General features: G+C 71.8%; 22 protein-coding genes. 12 read left to right on the top strand and 10 right to left on the bottom strand.

Annotation, left to right across the window (positions count from 1 at the left end):
* Positions 1-7: 7 nt before the first annotated feature.
* Positions 8-808: an enoyl-CoA hydratase-related protein gene (locus tag ABZ098_RS08430; RefSeq protein WP_356588515.1), complete on the bottom strand. Its 801-nt coding sequence runs from the start codon at positions 806-808 to the stop codon at positions 8-10.
* 200 nt (positions 809-1008) lie between these two features.
* Here ABZ098_RS08430 and ABZ098_RS08425 point away from each other — a divergent pair, with 200 nt between their 5' ends.
* Complete coding sequence (locus ABZ098_RS08425; protein ID WP_356588513.1) at positions 1009-1650, top strand: hypothetical protein; 642 nt, start codon at positions 1009-1011, stop codon at positions 1648-1650.
* Here ABZ098_RS08425 and ABZ098_RS08420 read toward each other — a convergent pair.
* Both ABZ098_RS08420 and ABZ098_RS08415 read right to left on the bottom strand, forming a co-directional pair.
* Entirely contained in the window at positions 1647-2738 is a 1092-nt protein-coding gene (locus tag ABZ098_RS08420; RefSeq protein WP_356588511.1) for an adenylate/guanylate cyclase domain-containing protein, read from the bottom strand. The genes ABZ098_RS08425 and ABZ098_RS08420 overlap by 4 nt on opposite strands.
* Positions 2739-2870: 132 nt before the next feature.
* On the bottom strand, positions 2871-3734 hold the full coding sequence (locus tag ABZ098_RS08415) for a biotin--[acetyl-CoA-carboxylase] ligase (RefSeq protein WP_356588509.1): 864 nt from the start codon (positions 3732-3734) through the stop codon (positions 2871-2873).
* 111 nt (positions 3735-3845) lie between these two features.
* On the opposite strand from ABZ098_RS08415, the gene ABZ098_RS08410 reads away from it, so the two are divergent.
* Entirely contained in the window at positions 3846-5438 is a 1593-nt protein-coding gene (locus tag ABZ098_RS08410) for an acyl-CoA carboxylase subunit beta (RefSeq protein ID WP_356588507.1), read from the top strand.
* Between the two features lie 17 nt (positions 5439-5455).
* Entirely contained in the window at positions 5456-5665 is a 210-nt protein-coding gene (locus tag ABZ098_RS08405) for an acyl-CoA carboxylase subunit epsilon (protein WP_356588505.1), read from the top strand.
* Here the strand turns inward: ABZ098_RS08405 and ABZ098_RS08400 are convergent.
* Positions 5662-6783: an SGNH/GDSL hydrolase family protein gene (locus ABZ098_RS08400; RefSeq protein WP_356588503.1), complete on the bottom strand. Its 1122-nt coding sequence runs from the start codon at positions 6781-6783 to the stop codon at positions 5662-5664. The genes ABZ098_RS08405 and ABZ098_RS08400 overlap by 4 nt on opposite strands.
* 106 nt (positions 6784-6889) lie before the next feature.
* Between ABZ098_RS08400 and ABZ098_RS08395 the strand changes: the two genes are divergently transcribed.
* The gene (locus tag ABZ098_RS08395; protein WP_086724589.1) at positions 6890-7018 is read left to right on the top strand and encodes a hypothetical protein; all 129 of its coding nucleotides are present in this window, start codon (positions 6890-6892) and stop codon (positions 7016-7018) included.
* An 18-nt stretch (positions 7019-7036) separates the two neighbouring features.
* A complete protein-coding gene (locus tag ABZ098_RS08390) occupies positions 7037-7657 on the top strand; it encodes a nucleoside triphosphate pyrophosphatase (protein ID WP_356588501.1) in 621 nt (206 codons plus the stop codon).
* Here ABZ098_RS08390 and ABZ098_RS08385 read toward each other — a convergent pair.
* Positions 7626-8138 (bottom strand): hypothetical protein, encoded by a 513-nt coding sequence (locus ABZ098_RS08385; RefSeq protein WP_356588499.1) that lies wholly within the window; start codon positions 8136-8138, stop codon positions 7626-7628. The two genes, ABZ098_RS08390 and ABZ098_RS08385, sit on opposite strands and share 32 nt — an antisense overlap.
* Before the next feature lie 363 nt (positions 8139-8501).
* On the opposite strand from ABZ098_RS08385, the gene ABZ098_RS08380 reads away from it, so the two are divergent.
* Positions 8502-10274 carry a biotin carboxylase N-terminal domain-containing protein gene (locus ABZ098_RS08380; RefSeq protein WP_356588497.1) on the top strand — a complete coding sequence of 591 codons (1773 nt, stop codon included), beginning with the start codon at positions 8502-8504 and terminating at the stop codon, positions 10272-10274.
* 105 nt (positions 10275-10379) lie between these two features.
* On the opposite strand, the gene ABZ098_RS08375 is transcribed toward ABZ098_RS08380, so the two are convergent.
* The 4 genes from ABZ098_RS08375 to ABZ098_RS08360 all read right to left on the bottom strand — a co-directional run bounded on the left by ABZ098_RS08375 (position 10380) and on the right by ABZ098_RS08360 (position 15425).
* Positions 10380-11078 carry a hypothetical protein gene (locus ABZ098_RS08375; protein ID WP_356588495.1) on the bottom strand — a complete coding sequence of 233 codons (699 nt, stop codon included), beginning with the start codon at positions 11076-11078 and terminating at the stop codon, positions 10380-10382.
* 80 nt (positions 11079-11158) lie between these two features.
* A complete protein-coding gene (locus ABZ098_RS08370; RefSeq protein WP_356588493.1) occupies positions 11159-12208 on the bottom strand; it encodes a helix-turn-helix transcriptional regulator in 1050 nt (349 codons plus the stop codon).
* 636 nt (positions 12209-12844) lie between these two features.
* Positions 12845-13786: a DeoR/GlpR family DNA-binding transcription regulator gene (locus ABZ098_RS08365; RefSeq protein WP_356589363.1), complete on the bottom strand. Its 942-nt coding sequence runs from the start codon at positions 13784-13786 to the stop codon at positions 12845-12847.
* Between the two features lie 190 nt (positions 13787-13976).
* Positions 13977-15425 carry an NAD(P)H-quinone dehydrogenase gene (locus tag ABZ098_RS08360; RefSeq protein WP_356588491.1) on the bottom strand — a complete coding sequence of 483 codons (1449 nt, stop codon included), beginning with the start codon at positions 15423-15425 and terminating at the stop codon, positions 13977-13979.
* Positions 15426-15521: 96 nt separating this feature from the next.
* Here ABZ098_RS08360 and ABZ098_RS08355 point away from each other — a divergent pair, with 96 nt between their 5' ends.
* The 3 genes from ABZ098_RS08355 to ABZ098_RS08345 all read left to right on the top strand — a co-directional run bounded on the left by ABZ098_RS08355 (position 15522) and on the right by ABZ098_RS08345 (position 18890).
* On the top strand, positions 15522-15959 hold the full coding sequence (locus tag ABZ098_RS08355; protein WP_037718810.1) for a gamma-glutamylcyclotransferase: 438 nt from the start codon (positions 15522-15524) through the stop codon (positions 15957-15959).
* 123 nt (positions 15960-16082) lie between these two features.
* The gene (locus tag ABZ098_RS08350) at positions 16083-16907 is read left to right on the top strand and encodes a purine-nucleoside phosphorylase (protein WP_356588489.1); all 825 of its coding nucleotides are present in this window, start codon (positions 16083-16085) and stop codon (positions 16905-16907) included.
* A 351-nt stretch (positions 16908-17258) separates the two neighbouring features.
* Positions 17259-18890, top strand: a complete 1632-nt coding sequence (locus ABZ098_RS08345) for a phospho-sugar mutase (protein ID WP_356588487.1) — start codon at positions 17259-17261, stop codon at positions 18888-18890.
* Between the two features lie 588 nt (positions 18891-19478).
* Here ABZ098_RS08345 and ABZ098_RS08340 read toward each other — a convergent pair.
* Entirely contained in the window at positions 19479-20150 is a 672-nt protein-coding gene (locus ABZ098_RS08340) for a PH domain-containing protein (RefSeq protein WP_356588485.1), read from the bottom strand.
* A 110-nt stretch (positions 20151-20260) separates the two neighbouring features.
* Here ABZ098_RS08340 and deoC point away from each other — a divergent pair, with 110 nt between their 5' ends.
* From deoC to ABZ098_RS08325, 3 genes are read left to right on the top strand one after another with little or no spacing between them, the layout of a single operon-like run.
* Positions 20261-21220, top strand: coding sequence for a deoxyribose-phosphate aldolase (deoC, locus tag ABZ098_RS08335; protein ID WP_356589361.1), 960 nt, complete (start codon positions 20261-20263; stop codon positions 21218-21220).
* A gap of 5 nt (positions 21221-21225) precedes the next feature.
* Positions 21226-22680, top strand: coding sequence for an aldehyde dehydrogenase family protein (locus ABZ098_RS08330; protein WP_356588483.1), 1455 nt, complete (start codon positions 21226-21228; stop codon positions 22678-22680).
* Positions 22673-23560 (top strand): aldehyde dehydrogenase family protein, encoded by an 888-nt coding sequence (locus tag ABZ098_RS08325; protein WP_356588481.1) that lies wholly within the window; start codon positions 22673-22675, stop codon positions 23558-23560. The genes ABZ098_RS08330 and ABZ098_RS08325 overlap by 8 nt, the downstream gene beginning before the upstream one ends.
* Positions 23561-23575: the final 15 nt, after the last annotated feature.

Raw genomic sequence — 23575 nt, 5'->3', positions numbered from 1 at the left:
GGCACCGTCACTGACCGGGCCACCGCGGCGCCCGCCGTTCGTTGAACGCCGCCACCCCCTCCGCGCGGTCGCCCGAGAACGCCACCGTCCGCCACGCCGCGTCCTCCACCTCGAGGCCGGCCCTGAGATCCAGCCCCTGCCCGAGCCGCAGCGCCCGCTTGGCCGCCCGCAGTCCCACGGGCGAGTTCGCGGCGATGCGACCGGCCAGCGCCAGCGCCTCCGTGCGGTCCTCCCCGGCCTCCACGAGCTGATCCACGAGCCCCAGCCGCTGCGCCTCCTCCGCCTCCAGCCGTCGCGCCGTGAAGATCAGTTCAGCGGCCCGGGCCGCCCCCACCCGCCGCGGCAGCAACTGCGTCCCCCCGCCTCCGGGGATCACCCCCACCGACACCTCCGGCAGCCCCACCACCGCCGTGCGGTCGGCCACGATCAGGTCGCAGGACAGCGCCAGCTCGAACCCCCCGCCCAACGCGAACCCGTGCACCGCGGCGATCGTCGGCACGGGCAGCTCCAGCACGCCCGTGTACGCCCCCCGGGTCACCGGCCGCTGCCGCAGCAGATCCGCGTCGCTGAAGGAGTTCCGCTCCTTCAGGTCGGCCCCCACGCAGAAGGCCCGCTCGTGCGTGGAGGTCACCACGACCACCCGTACCCCCTGGTCACCGCCCAGCGCGGCACAGGCGGCGGCGACGGACCGGGCCATCTCCGTGGAGACCGCGTTCATCGCCTTGGGCCGGTCGAGAACCAGCTCGGCGACATGCCCCTCCTCATGCCGCCGCACCACCACGAACTCCCCGAACCGCTCCTCGCCCATGACACCCTCCCGGTTAACGCGGGTTAACAAGAACGCTCCGATCATCGCAGCCCCGACCCCGCCGCGAAAGGTTCCCGCCGATCCACCCGACACCCCGTTCGAGTGACATCCCGCTCAACTCCCCCTCCACCGCCCACGGCAGCGCATAACGTGCGCCCCGCCATGGCGCACAGGGGGCGCGGGCACCCAGGGGAGGAAGCATGACGGCGACGACGATGACGACGACAGGCCTGGCGGAGGACGGCGGCACCCGCCTGTTCGGGCCGCGCGGCCGCCACCGCAAGCCCCGCCCCCGCAAGGTCCTGCTCGCGGCCGGCGGCCTCGCCCTGGCCGCCGGCGCCCTGAGTCTCGTACGGCTGGCCCCCGACGCGGCCGTGGGCGGCTTCGGGGCCACGGAGGCGGACCCGCAGGCCGCCCCGGGCACGGACACGGACATCGACACCGGCCCCGGCACGGACCGGGCGACGAACGCGGCGGCGACCGTGGGCTCCGTCCCGCAACCGAGCCCCTCGTCGACCACGGCGATGGGCGGAGTGTCCGCGACCGCGACACCGGGCACCTCCCCGGCCCCGGCCGGGTCCGCGACCGCGCTCCCCCTGCCGCTCGCGGCGGCCCCCACGACGATCCCGGAGGCGCCGAACACCCAGGCACCGGCACCGACCCCCACGGCGACCACCGCGTCCCGGGCGCCGCACGCACCGGCGACGACCGCCGCCCCGCAACCGTCCCGGACCACGCCCCCGCCGGCATCGACACCGGCACCCCAGCCCACCCACACGACCCGGCCCGCGCCGGGCCTGTGCGTGCCGATCATCGGCCTGTGCGTGCAGCAGAGCGGCTAGGGCGCCACGTCCCTGCGGGTCAGCAGCCAGGGCTCGACGACGCCGAGGCCGCGGACCGGCCGCTGCCACATCGGCTGGAGCCCGAAGCGGTAGGTCGGCGGCTCCTCGCCCTCCTTCTCGGCGGTGGCCGCGGCCTCGGCCGCCTCCGCCTCGGAGGCGGGCGCCTCGCCGTGCCGGATCAGCTCCTCCGCGAAGGCGGAGTCGACGAGGACGGCGTCACGGGGAGCTATCGAGGTCAGCCGGGAGGCGAGGTTCACCGTCGTCCCGAAGACGTCACCCATACGGGTGGTCACCGTGCCGAAGGCGATGCCGACGCGCAGCTCCGGCATGGTCTCGTCGTTCGCCATGGTCTCGATCAGCCGCAGGGCGATCTCGGCGGCCACCGCGGCGTCGTCGGCCGCGTACAGCACCTCGTCGCCGAGGGTCTTGATGAGCCGCCCGCCCCTGGCCGCCACCAGGTCCGCGGCGGTGGTCTCGAAGGCCTCGACGAGTTCGCCGAGCTCCTCCTCCTCCATACGGCGGGTCAGCCGCGTGAATCCGACGAGGTCGGCGAAGCCGACGCACAGCCGCCGGTCGACCATCTCCTCGTCGTCGGCGGCCTGCACGACCCGCCCCGCGGAGGCGGAGAGCTGGCGGCGCCAGACGTAGACAAGGAACTCCTCCAGCTCGGGCAGGAGCAGCTCGATGATCGGGTACGTCACCTCGGTGCGGGTCATGCCCGGTTCCGGGGGGTCGGTCAGGCCCTCCAGGAAGGAGTCGATCTGCCACTCGGCGAGCCGGGCGGTGGTCTGCCCGGTGGACCGCGCCACCTGTACGGCCATGGCCTCGCTCAGCAGCCCCGCCTCGACGAGACCGGCGAGCCGGCGCAGCGCGAGGACGTCCGCCTCGGTGAACGCCTTGGCCTGGCCGACGTCGGCGAAGCCCATCGCCCGCCAGAAGCGGGTGGCCAGCTCCATGGAGACGCCGGCGGTGCGGGCCGCCTGAAAGGGGGTGTAACGCCGCTCGGCGCCGAGGATGAGCTGTTCGAGACGCACGGCGAGCGGGTGCGGGGTCGCGTCCGCGCCGGAGCCCGTGTCGTCTGCGGTCACGCCTGCTGCCCTTCCGATCTGTCACGGTCAGGTATCGACCGGCCTCAACTGTACGGCAGGTGTGCGGTAGCTCACGTCCCCGCTCCGCCAAGTGGAGCGGGGAGACCGTGGGTGGCTTGTCCTGGGTGCAGCTCACGCAGGTCGCAGGTGCACGATGTCTCCCGCACCCACCGGTTCCTGTACGCCCTCCTCCGTCGCGATCACCAGGCGGCCGTCTCCGTCCACCGCCACCGCCTCGCCGACCAGTGAGCGGTCTCCCGGCAGCTCCGCCCGTACCCGTCTTCCCAGCGTCGCGCACCCCGCCGCGTACGTCTCCTGGAGGTCGCTCGCCGTCGGGTCGCCCGCCGCCGCCCGCCAGCGGTCGTACCACTCCTCCAGGGAGCGCAGGACGGCCCGCAGCAGGGGGTCCCGGTCGGTGCTCACCGCTCCGGCCAGGGCCAGCGAACCCGCGGTGGGGACGGGCAGCTCGTCCTCCTTGAGGGTGACGTTGATGCCGACGCCGATGACGACGCCGTCGTCGCCCGCCCGTTCGGCGAGGATCCCGCCGGCCTTGCGTTCCTCGCCGCCCACGGTGACCAGGAGGTCGTTGGGCCACTTGAGGGCCGTGTCCACGCCGGCCGACCGGGACAGGCCCGTCGCCACCGCGACCCCCGTGAGCAGGGGCAGCCAGCCCCAGCGCGCCACCGGCACGTCCGTCGGTGTCAGCAGGACCGAGAAGAACAGGCCCGAGCGCGGCGGTGCCGTCCACCGGCGGTCCAGGCGGCCCCGCCCCGCCGTCTGCTCCTCGGCGACGAGGACCGCGCCCTCGGTCACCCTGCCCGCGGCGGCGCGGGCGACCAGGTCGGAGTTGGTGGAGCCGGTGCCGGCCAGCACCTCGATCCCGGACCACAGCCCGCCCTCCCGCACCAGCCCGCGGCGCAGCGCGGCGGCGTTGAGAGGCGGCCGGTCGAGGTCCGACCACCGGCTGTCGTCTCCTGAAACATCTCGCGGCGTCATGCAAGCCACCCTAGGTGTGTGAAACGCCGCACTGCTGATTCCTAGGGGCACCACTACTCTACGGATGAGTAACCGTCCCCCCTTTTGAGCAGGCAGGGAGCCGCGAGACCGATGTCCGAGCCGGAAGAGATCGACATCCACACCACCGCGGGCAAGCTCGCGGATCTCCAGCGTCGTATTGACGAGGCGACGCACGCCGGCTCCGAACGTGCCGTCGAGAAGCAGCACGCCAAGGGCAAGTTGACGGCCCGTGAGCGCATCGACCTGCTCCTCGACGAAGGCTCCTTCGTGGAGTTGGACGAGTTCGCCCGGCACCGCTCCACCAACTTCGGGCTCGAGAAGAACCGTCCGTACGGCGACGGTGTCGTCACCGGGTACGGCACGGTCGACGGCCGCCCCGTCGCCGTGTTCTCCCAGGACTTCACCGTGTTCGGCGGTGCGCTGGGCGAGGTCTACGGGCAGAAGATCGTCAAGGTGATGGACTTCGCGCTGAAGACCGGTTGCCCGGTCATCGGCATCAACGACTCCGGCGGCGCCCGTATCCAGGAGGGCGTGGCCTCGCTGGGCGCGTACGGCGAGATCTTCCGCCGCAACACCCACGCGAGCGGGGTCATCCCGCAGATCAGCCTGGTCGTGGGGCCGTGTGCCGGTGGAGCGGTGTACTCGCCGGCGATCACCGACTTCACGGTGATGGTCGACCAGACCTCGCACATGTTCATCACAGGACCGGACGTCATCAAGACGGTCACCGGCGAGGACGTCGGCTTCGAGGAGCTGGGCGGTGCCCGCACCCACAACTCGGTGTCCGGCGTGGCCCACCACATGGCCGGGGACGAGAAGGACGCCGTCGAGTACGTCAAGCAGCTGCTGTCGTACCTGCCGTCCAACAACCTGTCCGAGCCGCCGGTCTACCCGGAGGAGGCGGACCTCGCGATCACCGACGAGGACCGCGAGCTGGACACGCTCGTCCCGGACAGCGCGAACCAGCCGTACGACATGCACACGGTGATCGAGCACATCCTGGACGACGCCGAGTTCTTCGAGACGCAGCCGCTGTTCGCGCCGAACATCCTCACCGGCTACGGCCGTGTCGAGGGTCACCCGGTCGGCATCGTCGCCAACCAGCCGATGCAGTTCGCCGGCTGTCTCGACATCACCGCGTCGGAGAAGGCGGCCCGCTTCGTCCGCACCTGCGACGCCTTCAACATCCCGGTGATCACCTTCGTGGACGTCCCCGGGTTCCTGCCGGGCGTCGACCAGGAGCACGACGGCATCATCCGCCGCGGCGCCAAGCTCATCTACGCCTACGCGGAGGCCACCGTCCCGCTGATCACGGTGATCACCCGCAAGGCCTTCGGCGGCGCCTACGACGTCATGGGCTCCAAGCACCTCGGCGCGGACATCAACCTCGCCTGGCCCACCGCCCAGATCGCCGTCATGGGCGCCCAGGGCGCGGTCAACATCCTGCACCGCCGCACCATCGCCGAGGCCGAGGCCGCCGGGGACGCGGAGGCGACCCGGGCCCGGCTGATTCAGGAGTACGAGGACGCCCTCCTCAACCCCTACATCGCGGCCGAGCGCGGTTACATCGACTCCGTGATCATGCCGTCGGACACCCGCCGCCATGTGGTCCGGGGGCTGCGCCAGCTCCGTACCAAGCGTGAGTCCCTGCCTCCGAAGAAGCACGGCAACATCCCCCTCTAGCCCTGCCGGGAGCCGTCATGAACATCAAGGTCGTACGGGGAAACCCCACCCCGGAGGAGCTCGCCGCCGCCCTGGCGGTGGTCCGGGCCCGCGCCGCGGCGGCGACGGACACGCCGTCCGGCGCGGAGGAGCACAAGGCCGCGTGGTCCGACCCGTCACGCATCGCGGGCCGCCGCCTGCCCCGGCCGGGGCCGACGGCATGGTCCCGCACGTACTGGCCGGCCTAGCCGTCCTGGAGGACGGCTGACAGCGCTTCGGCCATCACCTCGTATCCGAGATCGTTCGGATGCAGGTGATCGCCGAAGTCGTACGCCGGGTGCAGCCGGTCCGGATCGTCCGGGCCGGCCATCAGGCGCGCGAAGTCGACCACCGCGTCGTACTCACCGGAGCAGCGCACCCACTCGTTCACCTCGTGCCCCACCTTCGCCGCGTGCTCACCCCAGTGGTCCGAGCCGCCGAACGGCAGCAGGGTGCATCCGATCACCCGCAGCCCTCGGGCCTGCCGTATCAACTCCCGGTGCCCGGCGACGAGTTCGGACGCCTCCACCACCGGCGCCGGCTTGTACGTCGGCTGCTCGTCGGTCTCGCTGAACCCGATGTCGTTGAGCCCCAGCAGCACGACGACCGTGTCCACGCCGACCAGGCCCAGCACGTCCCGCCGGAACCGGCCCACCCCCTTCTCCCCGTACCACGCGGAGTCGTTGAGCAGCAGGTTCCCGCCGATGCCGGCATTGAGCACGGGCCGTCCGCTCAGCCGGGCCAGCGCGTCGGACCACCGCCGGTCCGCGCCCACCGTGGATCCGAACCCGTCCGTGAGGGAGTCCCCGAAGAGCGCGACCCCGTCCGTGCGTCCCGCGTCCGTCTCGACGGCGGCCAGGAAGTACCAGGACTCGCTCACCGCGTCGAAGCCCTGCCCGCCCACCTCGGTCACGAGATCGCCCGCACCCCGGTAGGTGGGCGTGAACGCCTGCGCGTGGAAGGTCGCGGGGCCGGTCGCCGCGTCGAAGTGCAGGGTGACCGTCACCGACTCCCCCGCCGTCACGGCGAGTTCGACCGGCTCGCTGACCAGGGAACCCCGGGCGGGGATCTCGTCCGCGAGCGTGAGCCTTCGCAGCGATCCCGGCTCGACACCGGCCCCCGAGGCCGTACGGCCGATGGTCGCGCCCGCGAGACGGACCGGCGAGGTGCCGTACGCGTGGGACAGCCGCACCCGCACCCGCCTGCCTCCCGCCGACAGCCGGACGACCTGGCGCACGGACTGCCGCCAGAAGCCCTCGCGGGACCAGTTGGGGGTGAAGCCCTCGGCGGGGAGCTGAGGCGAGGCGGACCAAGCGGTGGTGAACACGACACGTACCTCTCTCACGGACTGCTAATGGAACCACAGTACCGTTTGGGGAAGTTGAGTACGCGTACTCAGGCGCCCTCCACGAAATCGCCGCACGCTGGAAACCATGCTGTGGTCCGACCCCGAGAACGAACCGCCGAAGGAACTGCGCGACATGCAGGACATGCTTCGGCGACTGAGCGTCTTCCTGGCGCTGGCCATGGTGCTCGCCATGATCGTGATCGGGCTGCGCTGATCGGACTACGCTGACCGCATGACCGATCAGCCGCGCCGCCGACTCGTGCTCGCCTCCCAGTCCCCCGCCCGGCTGGGCCTGCTGCGACAGGCCGGCCTCGCACCCGAGGTGCTCGTGAGCGGGGTCGACGAGGACGCCGTCACCGCCCCCACCCCCGCCGAACTGGCCCTCGCCCTCGCCGAGGCCAAGGCCTCCGTCGTGGCCGCGAAGCCCGAGGTCAAGGGTGCGCTGGTGATCGGCTGCGACTCGGTGCTCGACCTGGACGGCGAGGCGCTCGGCAAACCGGCCGACGCCGAGGAGGCGACGGCCCGCTGGAAGGCCATGCGCGGGCGCGCGGGCACCCTGCAGACCGGCCACTGCGTCTACGACACGGCGAGCGGCCGGTACGTGTCCGCGGTCGCCTCCACCGTCGTCCGCTTCGGCGAGCCGACCGACGAGGAGATCGCCGCCTACGTCGCCTCCGGCGAACCCCTCTACGTCGCGGGGGCGTTCACCCTGGACGGCCGTTCGGCCCCGTTCATCGAGGGGATCGACGGCGACCACGGCAATGTGATCGGCCTCAGCCTGCCCCTGCTGCGCCGACTGCTGGCCGGCCTGGGCGTCGGCATCACGGAACTGTGGGCGCCGGCGGAGGCGTGAGCGGCGAGCCGTCGGTCCCGCGGGGACGCTCCGGCCCCTCGGGGCCACCCGGGCCCCGCGTGTCGTGCGGCTCCGCCGCGACCGGCTTGCGCCGTCCGTCGTAGGTCACCAGCACGAGCACGATCAGCCCGAGCATCACGATCATGAAGAGGAACTGGGGCGTGCCGATCAGCGCCCAGGCGGCCGCGCCCAGCAGGCCGTGCACGACGGCGGCGCTGATCAGCAGGACACGCCCGAGCCCGGCGGGCTGCCGGTCGCGCACCGCGACCAGCAGGGCGACCAGCGCGCACAGCGCGAAGTAGAGGCCGAAGACGATCCCGCCGATCTTCGAGGACACCGACATCGCGTGCGGGTCCAGACCGGCCAGCGACATGTTCTGCGCGCCGACGAGAGTGCCCATGATCCAGTTCAGGATCGCCACGCCGAAGGCCTCGGCCAAGAGGACGACCGCCACGACGAACGCCACCGGCCTGCGTATCACCGGTCCCCACCCACTTTCGAGCCGTGCTCTTGTTACCCGAAGTACGTTCGGTACAGCGCGAACGCTACTAACGGGTAAACCGCGGGACAAGGGTTCGGCCGGGGGCAAAGAATCATTGGGCCATTCGTAGGGACTCCACAAAGAATCGGAGTGGTCCGCAGCACGCTCTCACAGAGACCTTGACCACAGCGGAGGGCTAGGGTTTCCGGGAGGAGTCCTGCGTACCGTGGTGCGACAAGGGATTTCGCGGGTCGTGCAAGCTCGCATCACGCTCCGTGTGGGGAAGCTCACCACTGGGGACGGGTCGAAGAGCCGTGTCGGCAGTCCCTAAACTCGGCTTGTTTCAAGGAGGGAGCCTCAATCGTGCGCAAGGTGCTCATCGCCAACCGTGGCGAAATCGCTGTCCGCGTGGCCCGGGCCTGCCGGGATGCCGGTATCGCGAGCGTGGCCGTGTACGCCGACCCGGACCGGGACGCTCTGCATGTCCGCGCCGCGGATGAGGCGTTCGCCCTGGGCGGTGACACCCCGGCCACCAGCTACCTGGACATCGAGAAGGTCCTGGGCGCCGCGCGTGAGTCGGGCGCGGACGCCATCCACCCCGGCTACGGCTTCCTGTCCGAGAACGCCGAGTTCGCGCAGGCGGTCCTGGACGCGGGTCTGATCTGGATCGGCCCGCCCCCGCAGGCCATCCGCGATCTGGGTGACAAGGTCGCCGCCCGGCACATCGCCCAGCGCGCCGGCGCCCCCCTGGTCGCCGGCACCCCCGACCCGGTCTCCGGCGCGGACGAGGTCGTGGCCTTCGCCGAGGAGCACGGCCTGCCGATCGCCATCAAGGCGGCCTTCGGCGGCGGCGGCCGCGGCCTCAAGGTCGCCCGCACCCTCGAAGAGGTCCCCGAGCTGTACGACTCCGCGGTCCGCGAGGCGGTGGCCGCCTTCGGCCGCGGCGAGTGCTTCGTCGAGCGCTACCTGGACCGCCCCCGGCACGTGGAGACCCAGTGCCTGGCCGACAAGCACGGCAACGTGGTCGTCGTCTCCACCCGTGACTGCTCCCTCCAGCGCCGCCACCAGAAGCTGGTCGAGGAGGCCCCCGCGCCCTTCCTCTCCGAGGAGCAGGTCGCCGAGCTGTACCGGGCCTCCAAGGCCATCCTCAAGGAGGCCTCCTACGAGGGCGCCGGCACCTGCGAGTTCCTCGTCGGCCAGGACGGCACCATCTCCTTCCTCGAAGTGAACACCCGCCTCCAGGTCGAGCACCCGGTCACCGAGGAGGTCGCCGGCATCGACCTGGTGCGCGAGATGTTCCGCATCGCCGACGGCGAGGAACTCGGCTACGGCGACCCCGAACTGCGCGGCCACTCCTTCGAGTTCCGCATCAACGGCGAGGACCCGGGCCGCAACTTCCTGCCCGCCCCCGGCACCGTCACCAAGTTCGAGGCCCCCTCCGGCCCCGGCGTGCGCCTGGACGCGGGCGTGGAAGCCGGCAGCGTGATCGGTCCGGCCTGGGACTCCCTGCTGGCCAAGCTGATCGTCACCGGCGCCACCCGCGAGCAGGCCCTCCAGCGCGCCGCCCGCGCCCTGGAGGAGTTCCAGGTCGAGGGCATGGCCACTGCCATCCCCTTCCACCGCGTGGTCGTCAAGGACCCGGCGTTCGCCCCCGAACTGACCGGCTCCAGCGACCCGTTCACGGTCCACACCCGCTGGATCGAGACCGAGTTCGTCAACGACATCAAGCCCTTCGCGGCCCCGGCCGACACCGAGGCCGAGGACGACGCGGACCGCGAGACGATCGTCGTCGAGGTCGGCGGCAAGCGCCTGGAGGTCTCCCTGCCCTCCTCGCTGGGCATGTCCCTGGCCCGCACCGGCCTCGCCGCGGGTGCCAAGCCCAAGCGCCGGGCGGCCAAGAAGTCCGGCCCCGTCGCCTCCGGTGACACCCTCGCCTCCCCGATGCAGGGCACCATCGTCAAGATCGCCGTCGAGGAGGGCCAAGAGGTCAAGGAGGGCGACCTCGTCGTCGTCCTGGAGGCGATGAAGATGGAACAGCCGCTCAACGCGCACAAGGCAGGCACCATCAAGGGCCTGTCCGCCGAGGTCGGCGCGTCGATCACCTCGGGCTCGGCGATCTGCGAGATCAAGGACTGAGCGCACCTCGTACGCCCTTTGCCCCACGGCATCCCGAGGCGCCCCGCGGACCGGAGCAGTCGGTCCGCGGGGCGCCTCGTTTCCCCGTCCCCCGATACGGTGGTCCTACGCGGTCCGCGCCCATCCGGTGCCGTGGCGGACCAGGGCGAGACCGGCCAGGACGAAGCCGACGGCCGCCATGACGAAGGAGAGCGCGGTCAGGGGCGCGACTCCGATCACGTACCCGGCGACGTTGAGCGGCATGGACAGGATCAGCAGCCAGGCGGCCCAGGGCGGGACCACGCGGCCGCGCAGCAGGGCCACGCCGAGCAGGATCGCGCCGACGACGTGGGCGGCGACGAAGTAGAGGATCGGGCCGTTCACCACGGCGAGTTCGTTGACACCGTCGGCCACCCGCACCAGGGAGTCCTGGCTCACGCCCTTCTCGAAACCGCCGAGCGCGACCATGTCGAGGTTGGGGGTGGCGTTGACGGCGATCAGCCCGGTGCCGAAGAGGACCGAGCCCCACAGGCCCAGCCGGGCCGAGCGGGACACGGCGAGCAGTGCCACGCCGACGAGGCCCGGCAGGAACAGCACGGTGCCCACCGTCCACAGCCACACGGACAGTTCCGTGGCTCCTTGGTGCGCGGCCACGTCCCGGGCGATCTCCTTGCTGGAGGCGTCCGTGTCGTACGGCGCCACGAGGCCCGCCGCCGCGAACATCAGGGGGCCGAGGCCGGCCGCGATCGCGGCGAGCAGGCGGGCGGTGCCGGGCGAGGCGCCCTCGGCGGCGGCGGTGGGCGTGGCTGCCGGTGTGGTGGTCATGGGAGTCCCCCTTGGCGGTCTGCCCCCGTGCGGAGCGCCTTGTGCCAGTGAAGCGGCGGGGGGCGACCGGTGACCATCCGTCAATTCTGAGGGGGTCGCGACATGTCGTGTCGGTCCGTTCGGTGGTCCGTCCAGTCACTGCGGTCGGTGAGGAGGCCCAGGTCGCGGCCCCGGCGCAGCAGGGCGGCGGTGTGGCCGGCCTCCAGCTTGCGGTGCAGGGAGGCGATGTAGCCGCGCACGGTCGCGGGGGACAGCCGCATCCGGTGGGCCGTCTCCGTCGGCGTACGGCCGTCGTGGAGGTGGGCGAGGGTGCGGTGCTCCTGCTCGGTGACGCCGAACAGCCGGGCCACGGCGCGGGCACGGGACAAGTCGTGGAGGAGGAGCAGGGCGGGCAGGCCGGGGGTGGCGGGGAGGTGCCGGACCTCGATGTGGCGGGCGGTGAAGGAGGCTTCGGCGGTGAGGCGTGGGTCGTCGCGCAGGGCGGTGAGGAGTTCGGCGGCGACGGCGTTGAGGGGGTGGGGGCGGCCGGTGGCGTCGATGCTCGCGACTCCGCAGCCGTGCCCCTCGGCGAGGCGCAGGGCGGCGGCGGAGAGGGCGAGGAGGCGCTGCCGCTCGGCCAACTGGGTCTCCAACGTGCTGAATTGCAGCTGGGCCAGGCTGAGCAGGTCGCGTTCGCGTGGGGTGAAGTCGGTGCGGGAGCGGACCAGCGCGTAGCCCTCGACTGCGGTCGCGTTGTCCGTCCCCCCGGCCGCGACGAGGTGGTGGCGCAGGCCGAAGGGGCGGAAGTCGAGGTTGTAGCAGTGGGTGCGCCGCCACTGACGCTCACCGGCCACGTCGCTGACGCGCCAGGCGCCGGGGGTGACGGTGTCCAGCATCAGGTCGGTCAAGGGGTGGTCCAGGGGATGGTCGTAGATCACCATCGGGTCGGCGTGGAAGGAGTCGGCGGGCACGTTGAGCACGAACACCCCGCGCCCGTCGAGCGGCAGCCGGTACCGCTGCCCGGCGTCGGCGGGCACGAGCCCCATCACCGCGGTCAGCGCCCGCTCCCACAGCTCCTCCGGCCGGGCGGCGTCCGCCAGCTCCCGCCCCAGCTCCACCACTCGACGCGCGTCCGCCCCGCTGATCTCCATGCCACTCTCCCGGCGCCGCTCTCGCCAGAGATCTCCCTCTTGAGAAGAACGTACGACGTGCAGCCGCCAGGTGAAGGGGCGCGCGGGGAATGCCGGGGTTGGGCGGAGGACCGACGGGGGCGCGCAGAGGGCTGGTTGAGCTGGGGGTTCCCGGGGCTGGTCGAGCTGAGGGTGCCCGGAGGCGGGTCAGGGACACCGACCGCACGCGGTTACGCCCGCAGCCGCCCCGACACGTGAGTCCGTCACCGGCCCTCGGACCATCCGGCCGTCCCGTGAGCGTGCCGCACGGCAACGCTGCCGCCGACTCGGCATCGGCAGCGGCTGGAGCAACCTCGCGCCTCAAGTCACCTGTACTTCACGGCCGTTGAAGCTCACGACCACCTGCGGCCTCGAACCAGCCCCACGCCCGCGCTCCCATTCTGGAGCCGCCACGCGGACGAGTTTCCGCACCGCCCTCGGGCCACGGGCCCGAGGCATGCCGTCCCGGACCACGCCTCGCACCGCCGGTGCAACCCCATGCGGCCAGACGAGCTGCCCCGGCTCGAACAGTCCCCGCCCGCCCCAAGCAGCCCTGCCCCCGTTCCGCGAGCCGCCCGGAGACGTATCCGACCAAGGGCCCCCACGGCACCGAGGGTCTCAGCGGCGGCGCAGGTCCGCCACCCGGGCCGCCCGCTCCGCTCCCGGAGCCGGTTCGCCCAGGGCCGTGGCCGTTCGCAGCGAGGGGCCCGCCGACGGGAGCTGGCTGCGGCGGGGGCCCGGGACGGGCACGTCCCGGCGCTGTTGCTGCCGCGCCGGGACGTGATCACCCCCCGGTGCTCCCGACGCACCGGCCACGGCGATCTGCACCCCCTGGTCGGCGAGCGCCTGGAGTTCCGTGGCGGCCCGGTCGTCGTGGGCCGGGGGCTCGTCCGTGACCAGGCGGGTGATGACGTCCGTCGGCACGGTCTGGAACATCGTGTCGGTGCCGAGCTTGGTGTGGTCGGCGAGGACCACGACCTCCGCGGCGGCCTGCACCAGCGCCCGGTCCACGGACGCCGACAGCATGTTGGACGTGGAAAGGCCGCGCTCGGCGGTGAGCCCGCTCCCGGAGAGGAAGGCCCGTGAGACCCGGAGCCCCTGAAGCGACTGTTCCGCCCCCGAACCCACCAGGGCGTAATTGGAACCGCGCAGGGTGCCGCCCGTCATCACGACTTCGACCCGGTTGGCGTGGGCGAGCGCCTGGGCCACCAGGAGGGAATTGGTCACGACGGTCAGTCCGGGAACCCGGGCGAGCCGGCGGGCCAGCTCCTGTGTGGTGGTACCCGCCCCCACCACAATGGCCTCGCCTTCTTCGACGAGACCCGCGGCGAGATCGGCGATGGCCGTCTTCTCGGCGGTCGCGAGATGCGATTTCTGCGGAAAGCCGGACTCCCGCGTGAACCCGCCCGGCAATACCGCACCGCCATGCCGGCGGTCGAGGAGTCCTTCTGCCTCCAGTGCGCGCACGTCCCGCCGTACGGTCACTTCGGAGGTCTGGACGACGCGGGCGAGCTCACGGAGCGACACGGCTCCATTGGCTCGCACCATTTCGAGGATCAATTGGCGACGTTCTGCAGCGAACACGAAACTGACAGTAACGCGGGCGACCGTCTGCTTTCAGCTGTTTGCGCCGAATAGCAGAAGATGTTCGCACAGCAGGGCGGGAAGTGGTATAGGGCCTAATCCCCCCGCCTATGCCGCGCGAATGGTCGGCAACTCCCTGTGACCAGGCAGGAATCGCTTTCGGCCGTCAGGCCCCGCCCGTCTCCTTGCGCGTGTGCAACTGCCGTGCCACCTCGGCGATCGAGCCCGAAAGGGAGGGGTAAACGGTGAACGCGTTCGCGATCTGTTCGACCGTCAGATTGTTGTCGACCGCGATCGAGATGGGATGGATCAGTTCGGAGGCGCGGGGCGCGACGACGACACCGCCGACGACGATCCCGGTGCCCGGCCGGCAGAAGATCTTGACGAAGCCGTCGCGGATGCCCTGCATCTTGGCGCGCGGGTTCCTGAGCAACGGCAGCTTCACGACCCGGGCGTCGATCTTCCCGCCGTCCACGTCGGACTGCGAGTAGCCGACGGTGGCGATCTCGGGGTCGGTGAAGACGTTCGACGAGACCGTCTTCAGGTTGAGCGGGGCCACCGCGTCGCCGAGGAAGTGGTACATGGCGATACGTCCCTGCATGGCGGCGACGGAGGCGAGTGCGAAGACGCCGGTCACGTCACCGGCGGCATACACGCCGGGAGCCGTCGTCCGGGACACCTTGTCGGTCCAGATGTGCCCGGAGTCGCGCAGCTTGACGCCCGCTTCCTCCAGCCCCATGCCGGCACTGTTCGGGATGGCGCCCACGGCCATCAGGCAGTGCGACCCGGTGATGACCCGCCCGTCCGCGAGAGTGACCTCGACGCGGTCCCCGACCCGCTTGGCGGACTGGGCACGGGAGCGCGCCATGACGTTCATGCCCCGGCGGCGGAAGACGTCCTCGAGGACGGCGGCCGCGTCCGGGTCCTCCCCCGGCAGCACCCGGTCCCGCGACGAGACCAGCGTCACCTTGGAGCCGAGCGCCTGGTAGGCACCGGCGAACTCGGCACCGGTGACACCGGAGCCGACCACGATGAGCTCTTCCGGCAGCTCGGTGAGGTCGTAGACCTGGGTCCAGTTGAGGATGCGCTCACCGTCGGGCTGGGCGTCGGGAAGCTCACGGGGGTGACCGCCGGTGGCGATCAGCACGGCGTCCGCGACGAGCGTCTCCTCGCTCCCGTCGGCGGCCCGCACGACCACCTTCCGCGACCCGTCGAGGGCCTGCATGCCCTCCAGACGGCCCCGCCCGCGCAGCACCCGGGCCCCGGCGCGCGTCACGGAGGCGGTGATGTCATGGGACTGGGCGAGAGCGAGCCGCTTCACACGCCGGTTGACCTTCCCCAGATCGACCCCGACCACCCGGGCGGCCTGCTCCAGGGGTGGGGTGTCGTCGGCGACGATGATCCCCAGTTCCTCGTACGACGAGTCGAAGGTCGTCATGACCTCGGCCGTAGCGATAAGGGTCTTCGACGGCACGCAGTCGGTCAGCACCGACGCTCCGCCCAGACCGTCGCAGTCGACGACGGTCACCTCCGCGCCGAGCTGGGCGGCCACCAGGGCCGCCTCGTATCCGCCGGGTCCGCCACCGATGATCACGATCCGAGTCACGTACTCCATTGTCCCGCACGACCCGGGGTGCCACGGCCTGGGGGGCGCCCCGAGACGCCACTGTTACGGGAGAGACACCGGGGAAGGCTGCCGTACCCTCGACCCATGTCGCTCTACGCCGCCTACGCCGGCAACCTCGACGCGCGGCTGATGACCCGCCGCGCCCCGCACTCGCCGCTGCGCGCCACGGGGTGGCTGAACGGGTGGCGGCTGACCTTCGGGGGCGAGCACATGGGCTGGGAGGGCGCGCTCGCGACGATCGTCGAGGACCCCCTGTCCCAGGTGTTCGTGGCGCTCTACGAGATCGCCCCCGCCGACGACGAGTCGATGGACCGCTGGGAAGGCGTGGGCCTGGACATCTACCGCCGCACGCGCATGCGGGTCCACACCCTGGAGGGTGAGGAGCATGCCTGGACGTACGTCCTGAACGGTTACGAGGGCGGTCTGCCCTCCGCCCGCTACCTGGGGGAGATCGCGGACGCGGCGGAGTCCGCGGGTGCGCCCCACGACTACGTCATGGAACTCCGCAAACGCCCCTGCTGACCCGGACACGTCACCCGGGCCACCCTGGGTCACCCGGTTGGTTGGAAACGACAAGACAACGATCGCCATCCCGTCAGCTCTGTCATCTACGCGCGTAGGCCGAGACCGGCTACCCTCATGCGCGTGAACGCATCTCTTCTTCCGGACGACATCCAGGGCGACCCGCACGCCGCCGCCGACGCCGCCGCCGCGCGCCTGCGCGAACTGACCGGCGCCGAGACCCACGACGTCGCCCTCGTGATGGGCTCCGGCTGGGCGCCGGCCGTGGACGCCCTCGGCGCCCCCGACGCCGAGTTCCCGGTCACCGAGCTGCCCGGTTTCCCGCCGCCGGCGGTGGAGGGACACGGCGGCAAGATCCGCTCGTACAAGATCGGTGCGAAGCGGGCCCTGGTCTTCCTCGGCCGCACCCACTACTACGAGGGCCGGGGCGTCGCGGCCGTGGCCCACGGCGTGCGCACCGCGGTCGCGGCCGGCTGCAAGACGATCGTCCTCACCAACGGCTGCGGCGGCCTGCGTGAGGGCATGCGCCCCGGCCAGCCGGTCCTGATCAGCGACCACATCAACCTCACGGCGACCTCCCCGATCATCGGTGCGAACTTCGTCGACCTGACCGACCTCTACTCCCCCCGTCTGCGCGCCCTGTGCAAGGAGATCGACGCCAGCCTGGAAGAGGGCGTCTACGCCCAGTTCCCCGGCCCGCACTACGAGACCCCGGCCGAGATCCGCATGGCCCGCGTCATCGGCGCGGACCTGGTGGGCATGTCGACCGTCCTCGAAGCGATCGCCGCGCGTGAGGCGGGCGCAGAGGTCCTGGGCATCTCCCTGGTGACGAACCTCGCCGCGGGAATGACGGGTGAGCCGCTGAACCACGAGGAGGTCCTCCAGGCGGGCCGTGACAGCGCGACCCGGATGGGTTCCCTGCTGGCGCAGGTGCTCGGCCGCATCTGAGGGAAACGCGGCGGCTGCGGGTCCTTCGTGGCCGGCCGCGCAGTTCCCCGCGCCCCTGGGGTGGGACGGTGGACGCACCTCAAGCCGCGTACGGCGCGAAGGGGACGGGGTGGGGGTGTCCGCCCGCAGCGGCCGGCGTCCGTCATCCAGAACTGTTGGAGTGACCGAGCCGCCGGACCGAGGACGGATACCCCCCACCCCGGCACCGACCCCACGACCCACCCGCAGCGCTGCACAAGCCCCCACCGGGCCCGCAGCTGCGCCGCAGGCATCAGGGGCGCGGGGAACTGCGCAAAAGACGCCCGCCCCCACCCCACCCGCACACGAACCGCCCAACCGCCGGAGGCACCCGTGCACGACGATCTCATCGCCCGGGCCAGAACCTGGCTCGCCGAGGACCCCGACCCGGACACCCGCGACGAGCTCGCGCGGCTCATCGAGGCCGGAGACGTCAGCGAACTCACCGCCCGCTTCAGCGGCACGCTCCAGTTCGGCACCGCCGGCCTGCGGGGCGAACTCGGCGCCGGACCGATGCGCATGAACCGCGCGGTCGTCATCCGCGCCGCCGCCGGCCTCGCCGCGTACCTCAAGAAGCAGGGCAGCACCGGCGGCCTCGTGGTCATCGGCTACGACGCCCGCCACAAGTCCGCCGACTTCGCGCGCGACACCGCGGCCGTGATGACCGGCGCGGGCCTCAGGGCGGCGGTGCTTCCCCGCCCCCTGCCGACCCCCGTCCTCGCGTTCGCCATAAGGCACCTCGGCGCGGTCGCCGGCGTGGAGGTCACCGCCAGCCACAACCCGCCCCGCGACAACGGCTACAAGGTCTACCTCGGCGACGGCTCCCAGATCGTCCCGCCCGCCGACGCGGACATCGCAGCCGAGATCGCCGCGATCGTGAGCCTGAACGACGTCCCGCGCCCCGACACCGGCTGGGAGACCCTCGACGACGCCGTCCTCGACGCCTACCTCGCCCGCACGGACGCCGTACTCGCGGCCGACTCCCCGCGTACCGCCCGCACCGTCTACACCGCGATGCACGGCGTCGGCAAGGACACCCTCCTCGCCGCCTTCGCCCGGGCCGGCTTCCCCGCGCCGGAGCTCGTCGTGGAGCAGGCCGACCCCGACCCCGACTTCCCGACCGTCGCCTTCCCCAACCCGGAAGAGCCCGGCGCGATGGACCTGGCCTTCGCGAAGGCCCGGGAGACGGACCCGGACCTGATCATCGCCAACGACCCCGACGCGGACCGCTGCGCGGTGGCGGTCAAGGAGGACGGCGCCTGGCGCATGCTGAGGGGCGACGAGGTGGGCGCCCTCCTCGCCGCCCACCTGGTGGCCCGCGGCGCCCGGGGCACCTTCGCCGAGTCGATCGTCTCCTCCTCCCTCCTCGGCCGGATCGCCGAGAAGGCGGGCCTCCCCTACGAGGAGACCCTCACCGGCTTCAAGTGGATCGCCCGGGTGGACGGCCTGCGCTACGGCTACGAGGAGGCCCTCGGCTACTGCGTGGACCCCGAGGGCGTACGGGACAAGGACGGCATCACCGCGGCCCTCCTCGTCACGGAGCTCGCCTCCGAGTTGAAGGAGCAGAACCGCACGCTCCCCGACCTCCTCGACGACCTCGCCGTGACCCACGGCCTGCACGCCACGGACCAGCTCTCCGTCCGCGTGGAGGACCTGTCGGTCATCGCCCGCGCGATGGAGCAGCTCCGCGAGCACCCGCCGACCGAGCTCGCGGGCCTGGCCATCACCCGGGCCGAGGACCTCACGCGGGGCACGGACAGGCTGCCGCCCACGGACGGTCTGCGCTACACGCTGGACGGCGCCCGGGTCATCGTCCGCCCGAGCGGCACCGAGCCCAAGCTGAAGTGCTACCTGGAGGTGGTCGTCCCGGTCGCCACCCACGGCGACCTCCCGGCGGCCCGCGCCCGGGCGACCGACCTGCTGACCGCGATCAAGCGCGACCTGTCGGCGGCGGCCGGCATCTGACCCCGACACCGGCCGCACAGGAGGAGACGGCCGTCAGTTGCCCCCTCAGCGACGGCCGCCCTCCGAACAACAGCCACGACCAGTCAACGGCCACGTGATGTCGTACAGCCGCCGCGGGCACGTCGTGGCCGGTCGCGCAGTTTCCCGCGCCCCTGGGGAGCTGTAGTCACCCGCACCACGACAGACCGTCCCCGCCCCGCACGTAATGTCGCACAGCCGCCGCGGGCACGTCGTGACCGCTCGCGCAGTTTCCCGCGCCCCTGAGGAGCGCACTCACCCGCGCCACGACAGACCTTCCCCCACACCACGCACCCCGACCGACCGCGCCGCCATCTGACGCGACCGACAGCAAACTCCACTGCCACGTGCCGTCGTACGGCGGCCGCGGGCACGTCGTCGCCGGTCGCGCAGTTCCCCGCGCCCCTGGGGAGCTGTAGTCACCCGCACCACGACAGGCCGTTCCTCACCCCGCGCACCCCGACGAGCCGGTTCCACCGAACCCCGACCACCCGTGGGGGCGTACACGGCGCGGGCCCGCAAGCACCCGCCCTACAGGACCGCACCCCACCCCACGGCGCCCGAAACGCGCTATCCCACCGCCACCAGGATCGCCAGCAGTACCGCCCCCGCCACCGCCGGCCCCACGATCTCGTACGCCCATCGCACGGTGACCTCACCCTGGGAGGTCTTCGCCTTCCCCCGTGCCTCCAGCAGCTCGCGCAGCTCGTCCATGATCTTGTCGGTCTCGGCCCGGGTCGGCCCCTCCGGGACCGGTGTGCGGCCGCCGAAGCCGTCCGCCTGCATTCCGCCGCCGAACAGGCCGAGGCCCCGGCCGGAACCGCGGGCGTCGGACGGCCGGGCCGCCTGCCGGGCGGTCTGGCGGGCCGCCTTCTTGCGGCCGCGCAGGGAGACCGGGATCGACCACAGCTGGTACTTGGTGCCGGACTCGACGAACACCTCGTTCGAGTAGCCGGAGCGGAACATCTCGACCTGGCCCCACGGCACGACGATCACGCGGAAGGGGTTGCGGATGCGCAGCCGGTCGTCGTTCGCGAAGACGGCCGGGCGCAGGGTGAAGGCGACCACCAGAGGGACGACGAGGATCAGCGTGGCGAGGGCGAGCCACGGTGTGCGGCCGGAGCCGGAGAGGACGGCGTCGATACCGAGCCAGCCGATGATGACGAGGAGGAGGAAGCCGCCGATCAAGGCCATGGGTGAGCGGTAGATGCGGTCCCTGGACTCGGGGGGTGCGGTCGTCATGAGGCCGATCCTAAGCGCCGGGCCGGTTCGCGACCGTGTGCGGGTGCCCGCAGAACCCGATCGCCGGGGTGTACAGCCGCTACGCGCGTAGATATGCTCGTCTGGTGACCATGCCCACCACTGCATCAGCCGCACACCCGCTCACGGACGTGACCGCGTCCGACAGCACGCTGCGCCGCTTCCTCCACGGGCTGCCCGGCGTCGACGCGGTCGGCCTGGAGGCGCGCGCCGCCTCCCTCGGCACCCGTTCCATCAAGACGACCGCGAAGGCGTACGCGATCGACCTCGCCATCTCGATGGTCGACCTCACGACGCTGGAAGGCGCGGACACCCCGGGCAAGGTCCGGGCGCTCGGCGCCAAGGCGGTCCGCCCCGACCCGACCGACCGGACGACCCCCGCCACGGCCGCGGTCTGCGTCTATCCCGACATGGTGACCGTCGCCAAGGAGGCCGTCGCCGGTTCCGGCGTGAAGGTCGCCTCGGTCGCCACCGCGTTCCCGGCCGGCCGCGCCGCCCTCGACGTGAAGCTGGCCGACGTGCGCGACGCCGTGGCCGCCGGTGCCGAGGAGGTCGACATGGTCATCGACCGCGGCGCGTTCCTCGCCGGCCGGTACATGAAGGTGTACGACGAGATCGTCGCCGTGCGCGAGGTCTGCGGTACGGACGCCCGGCTCAAGGTCATCTTCGAGACCGGCGAGCTGTCGACGTACGACAACATCCGCCGCGCGAGCTGGCTCGGCATGCTGGCGGGCGCGGACTTCATCAAGACGTCCACCGGCAAGGTCGCGGTCAACGCCACGCCGTCGAACACCCTCCTCATGCTGGAGGCGGTGCGCGACTTCCGCGCGCAGACCGGCGTCCAGGTGGGCGTGAAGCCGGCGGGCGGCATCCGTACGACCAAGGACGCGATCAAGTTTCTCGTGCTGGTCAACGAGACCGTCGGCGAGGACTGGCTGGACAACCACTGGTTCCGCTTCGGCGCCTCCTCGCTCCTGAACGACCTGCTGATGCAGCGTCAGAAGCTGGCCACCGGCCGCTACTCCGGCCCCGACTACGTGACGGTGGACTGATCACCATGGCATCCGCATCCGCATCCGCATCCGCATTCGAGTACGCCCCGGCACCCGAATCCCGCTCGGTCGTCGACATCGCCCCCTCCTACGGGCTGTTCATCGACGGCGAGTTCGTGGAGGCCGCCGACGGCAGGGTCTTCAAGACCGTCTCCCCGTCCACCGAGGAGGTCCTGTCCGAGATCGCCCAGGCGGGCGAGGCGGACGTCGACCGTGCCGTGCTGGCCGCTCGCAAGGCCTTCGAGAAGTGGTCGGCGCTGTCCGGCTGCGAGCGCGCCAAGTACCTGTTCCGGATCGCCCGGATCATCCAGGAGCGCAGCCGCGAGCTCGCCGTCCTGGAGACCCTGGACAACGGCAAGCCCATCAAGGAGACCCGCGACGCGGACCTCCCGCTGGTCGCCGCGCACTTCTTCTACTACGCGGGCTGGGCCGACAAGCTGGAGCACGCCGGCTTCGGCACGAACCCCAAGCCCCTCGGTGTCGCCGGTCAGGTCATCCCGTGGAACTTCCCGTTGTTGATGCTGGCGTGGAAGATCGCCCCGGCGCTGGCGACCGGCAACACGGTGGTGCTCAAGCCCGCCGAGACGACCCCGCTGTCCGCCCTGTTCTTCGCGGACATCTGCCGCCAGGCCGGCCTGCCCAGGGGTGTCGTCAACATCCTTCCGGGCTACGGCGACACAGGGGCCGCGCTGGTCGCGCACCCGGACGTCAACAAGGTGGCCTTCACCGGCTCCACCGCCGTCGGCAAGGAGATCGCGCGCACGGTCGCCGGGTCGCGGAAGAAGCTCACCCTCGAACTGGGCGGCAAGGGCGCCAACATCGTCTTCGACGACGCCCCGATCGACCAGGCCGTCGAGGGGATCGTCAACGGCATCTTCTTCAACCAGGGCCAGGTCTGCTGCGCGGGCTCCCGCCTCCTCGTCCAGGAGTCGATCCAGGACGAGCTGCTGGACTCGCTCAAGCGCCGGCTGTCCACCCTGCGTCTCGGCGACCCGCTCGACAAGAACACCGACATCGGCGCGATCAACTCCGCCGAGCAGCTCTCGCGGATCACCTCGCTCGTCGAGAAGGGCACGGCCGAGGGCGCCGAGCCCTGGTCACCGGAGTGCGAACTCCCCTCCTCCGGCTACTGGTTCGCCCCGACGCTCTTCACGAACGTCACCCAGGCGCACACCATCGCCCGCGACGAGATCTTCGGCCCGGTCCTGTCGGTCCTCACCTTCCGCACCCCGGACGAGGCCGTCGCCAAGGCCAACAACACGCAGTACGGCCTGTCGGCGGGCATCTGGACGGAGAAGGGCTCGCGGATCCTGGCCGTGGCCAACAAGCTCCGCGCCGGTGTCGTCTGGTCCAACACGTTCAACAAGTTCGACCCGACCTCGCCGTTCGGCGGTTACAAGGAGTCGGGCTTCGGCCGCGAGGGCGGCCGCCACGGCCTGGAGGCGTACCTCGATGTCTGACCGACTTTCCGTGCTCAAGACCTACAAGCTGTACGTCGGCGGGAAGTTCCCGCGTTCCGAGAGCGGCCGGGTGTACGAGGTGACGGACTCGAAGGGCAAGTGGCTGGCGAACGCGCCGCAGTCGAGCCGCAAGGACGCCCGTGACGCGGTCGTGGCCGCGCGCAAGGCGTTCGGCGGCTGGTCCGGCGCGACGGCGTACAACCGCGGCCAGGTCCTCTACCGCGTGGCGGAGATGCTGGAGGGCCGCAGGGCGCAGTTCGTCCACGAGGTGGCCGACGCCGAGGGCCTGTCGAAGTCGAAGGCGGCCGAGCAGGTCGAGGCGACCATCGACCGCTGGGTCTGGTACGCGGGCTGGACCGACAAGATCGCCCAGGTCGTGGGCGGCGGCAACCCGGTCGCGGGCCCCTATTTCAACCTGTCCTCCCCCGAGCCGACGGGCGTGGTGGCCGTCCTGGCCCCGCAGGAGTCGTCGTTCCTGGGCCTGGTGAGCGTGCTGGCCCCGGTGATCGCCACGGGCAACACGGCAGTGGTGGTGGCTTCGGAGAGGTCCCCCCTCCCCGCCCTCTCCCTGGCCGAGGTCCTGGCCACCTCGGACGTCCCCGGAGGCGTGGTCAACGTCCTCTCGGGCCGCACCGCGGAGATCGCGGCCCCGCTCGCCTCCCACCAGGACGTCAACGCGATCGATCTGGCGGGCGCGGACGAGGTCCTCGCCAAGGAGCTGGAGATCGCGGCGGCGGACAACCTGAAGCGCGTCCTGCGTCCACAGCCTGTGGACGACTGGACGGCGACCCCGGGCATCGACCGGTTGACGGCGTTCCTGGAGACCAAGACGGTGTGGCACCCGACGGGGTCGCTGGGCGCGTCCGGTTCCGCGTACTGACACCGGAGCCGCGAC

It is taken from the genome of Streptomyces sp. NPDC006335, assembly GCF_040612795.1.
Lineage (GTDB): Bacteria > Actinomycetota > Actinomycetes > Streptomycetales > Streptomycetaceae > Streptomyces.
The sequence above is the reverse complement of the archived record's forward strand: the minus strand, read 5'-3'. Positions and strand labels throughout refer to the sequence as shown.

Bases quoted from the DNA above. Each gene is read 5' to 3' on its own strand.
- ABZ098_RS08430 (WP_356588515.1), bottom strand. From the start codon at position 808: ATGGGCGAGGAGCGGTTCGGGGAGTTCGTGGTGGTGCGGCGGCATGAG.
- ABZ098_RS08425 (WP_356588513.1), top strand. From the start codon at position 1,009: ATGACGGCGACGACGATGACGACGACAGGCCTGGCGGAGGACGGCGGC.
- ABZ098_RS08415 (WP_356588509.1), bottom strand. From the start codon at position 3,734: ATGACGCCGCGAGATGTTTCAGGAGACGACAGCCGGTGGTCGGACCTC.
- ABZ098_RS08410 (WP_356588507.1), top strand. From the start codon at position 3,846: ATGTCCGAGCCGGAAGAGATCGACATCCACACCACCGCGGGCAAGCTC.
- ABZ098_RS08405 (WP_356588505.1), top strand. From the start codon at position 5,456: ATGAACATCAAGGTCGTACGGGGAAACCCCACCCCGGAGGAGCTCGCC.
- ABZ098_RS08395 (WP_086724589.1), top strand. From the start codon at position 6,890: ATGCTGTGGTCCGACCCCGAGAACGAACCGCCGAAGGAACTGCGCGAC.
- ABZ098_RS08390 (WP_356588501.1), top strand. From the start codon at position 7,037: ATGACCGATCAGCCGCGCCGCCGACTCGTGCTCGCCTCCCAGTCCCCC.
- ABZ098_RS08375 (WP_356588495.1), bottom strand. From the start codon at position 11,078: ATGACCACCACACCGGCAGCCACGCCCACCGCCGCCGCCGAGGGCGCC.
- ABZ098_RS08370 (WP_356588493.1), bottom strand. From the start codon at position 12,208: ATGGAGATCAGCGGGGCGGACGCGCGTCGAGTGGTGGAGCTGGGGCGG.
- ABZ098_RS08360 (WP_356588491.1), bottom strand. From the start codon at position 15,425: ATGGAGTACGTGACTCGGATCGTGATCATCGGTGGCGGACCCGGCGGA.
- ABZ098_RS08355 (WP_037718810.1), top strand. From the start codon at position 15,522: ATGTCGCTCTACGCCGCCTACGCCGGCAACCTCGACGCGCGGCTGATG.
- ABZ098_RS08340 (WP_356588485.1), bottom strand. From the start codon at position 20,150: ATGACGACCGCACCCCCCGAGTCCAGGGACCGCATCTACCGCTCACCC.
- deoC (WP_356589361.1), top strand. From the start codon at position 20,261: ATGCCCACCACTGCATCAGCCGCACACCCGCTCACGGACGTGACCGCG.
- ABZ098_RS08330 (WP_356588483.1), top strand. From the start codon at position 21,226: ATGGCATCCGCATCCGCATCCGCATCCGCATTCGAGTACGCCCCGGCA.
- ABZ098_RS08325 (WP_356588481.1), top strand. From the start codon at position 22,673: ATGTCTGACCGACTTTCCGTGCTCAAGACCTACAAGCTGTACGTCGGC.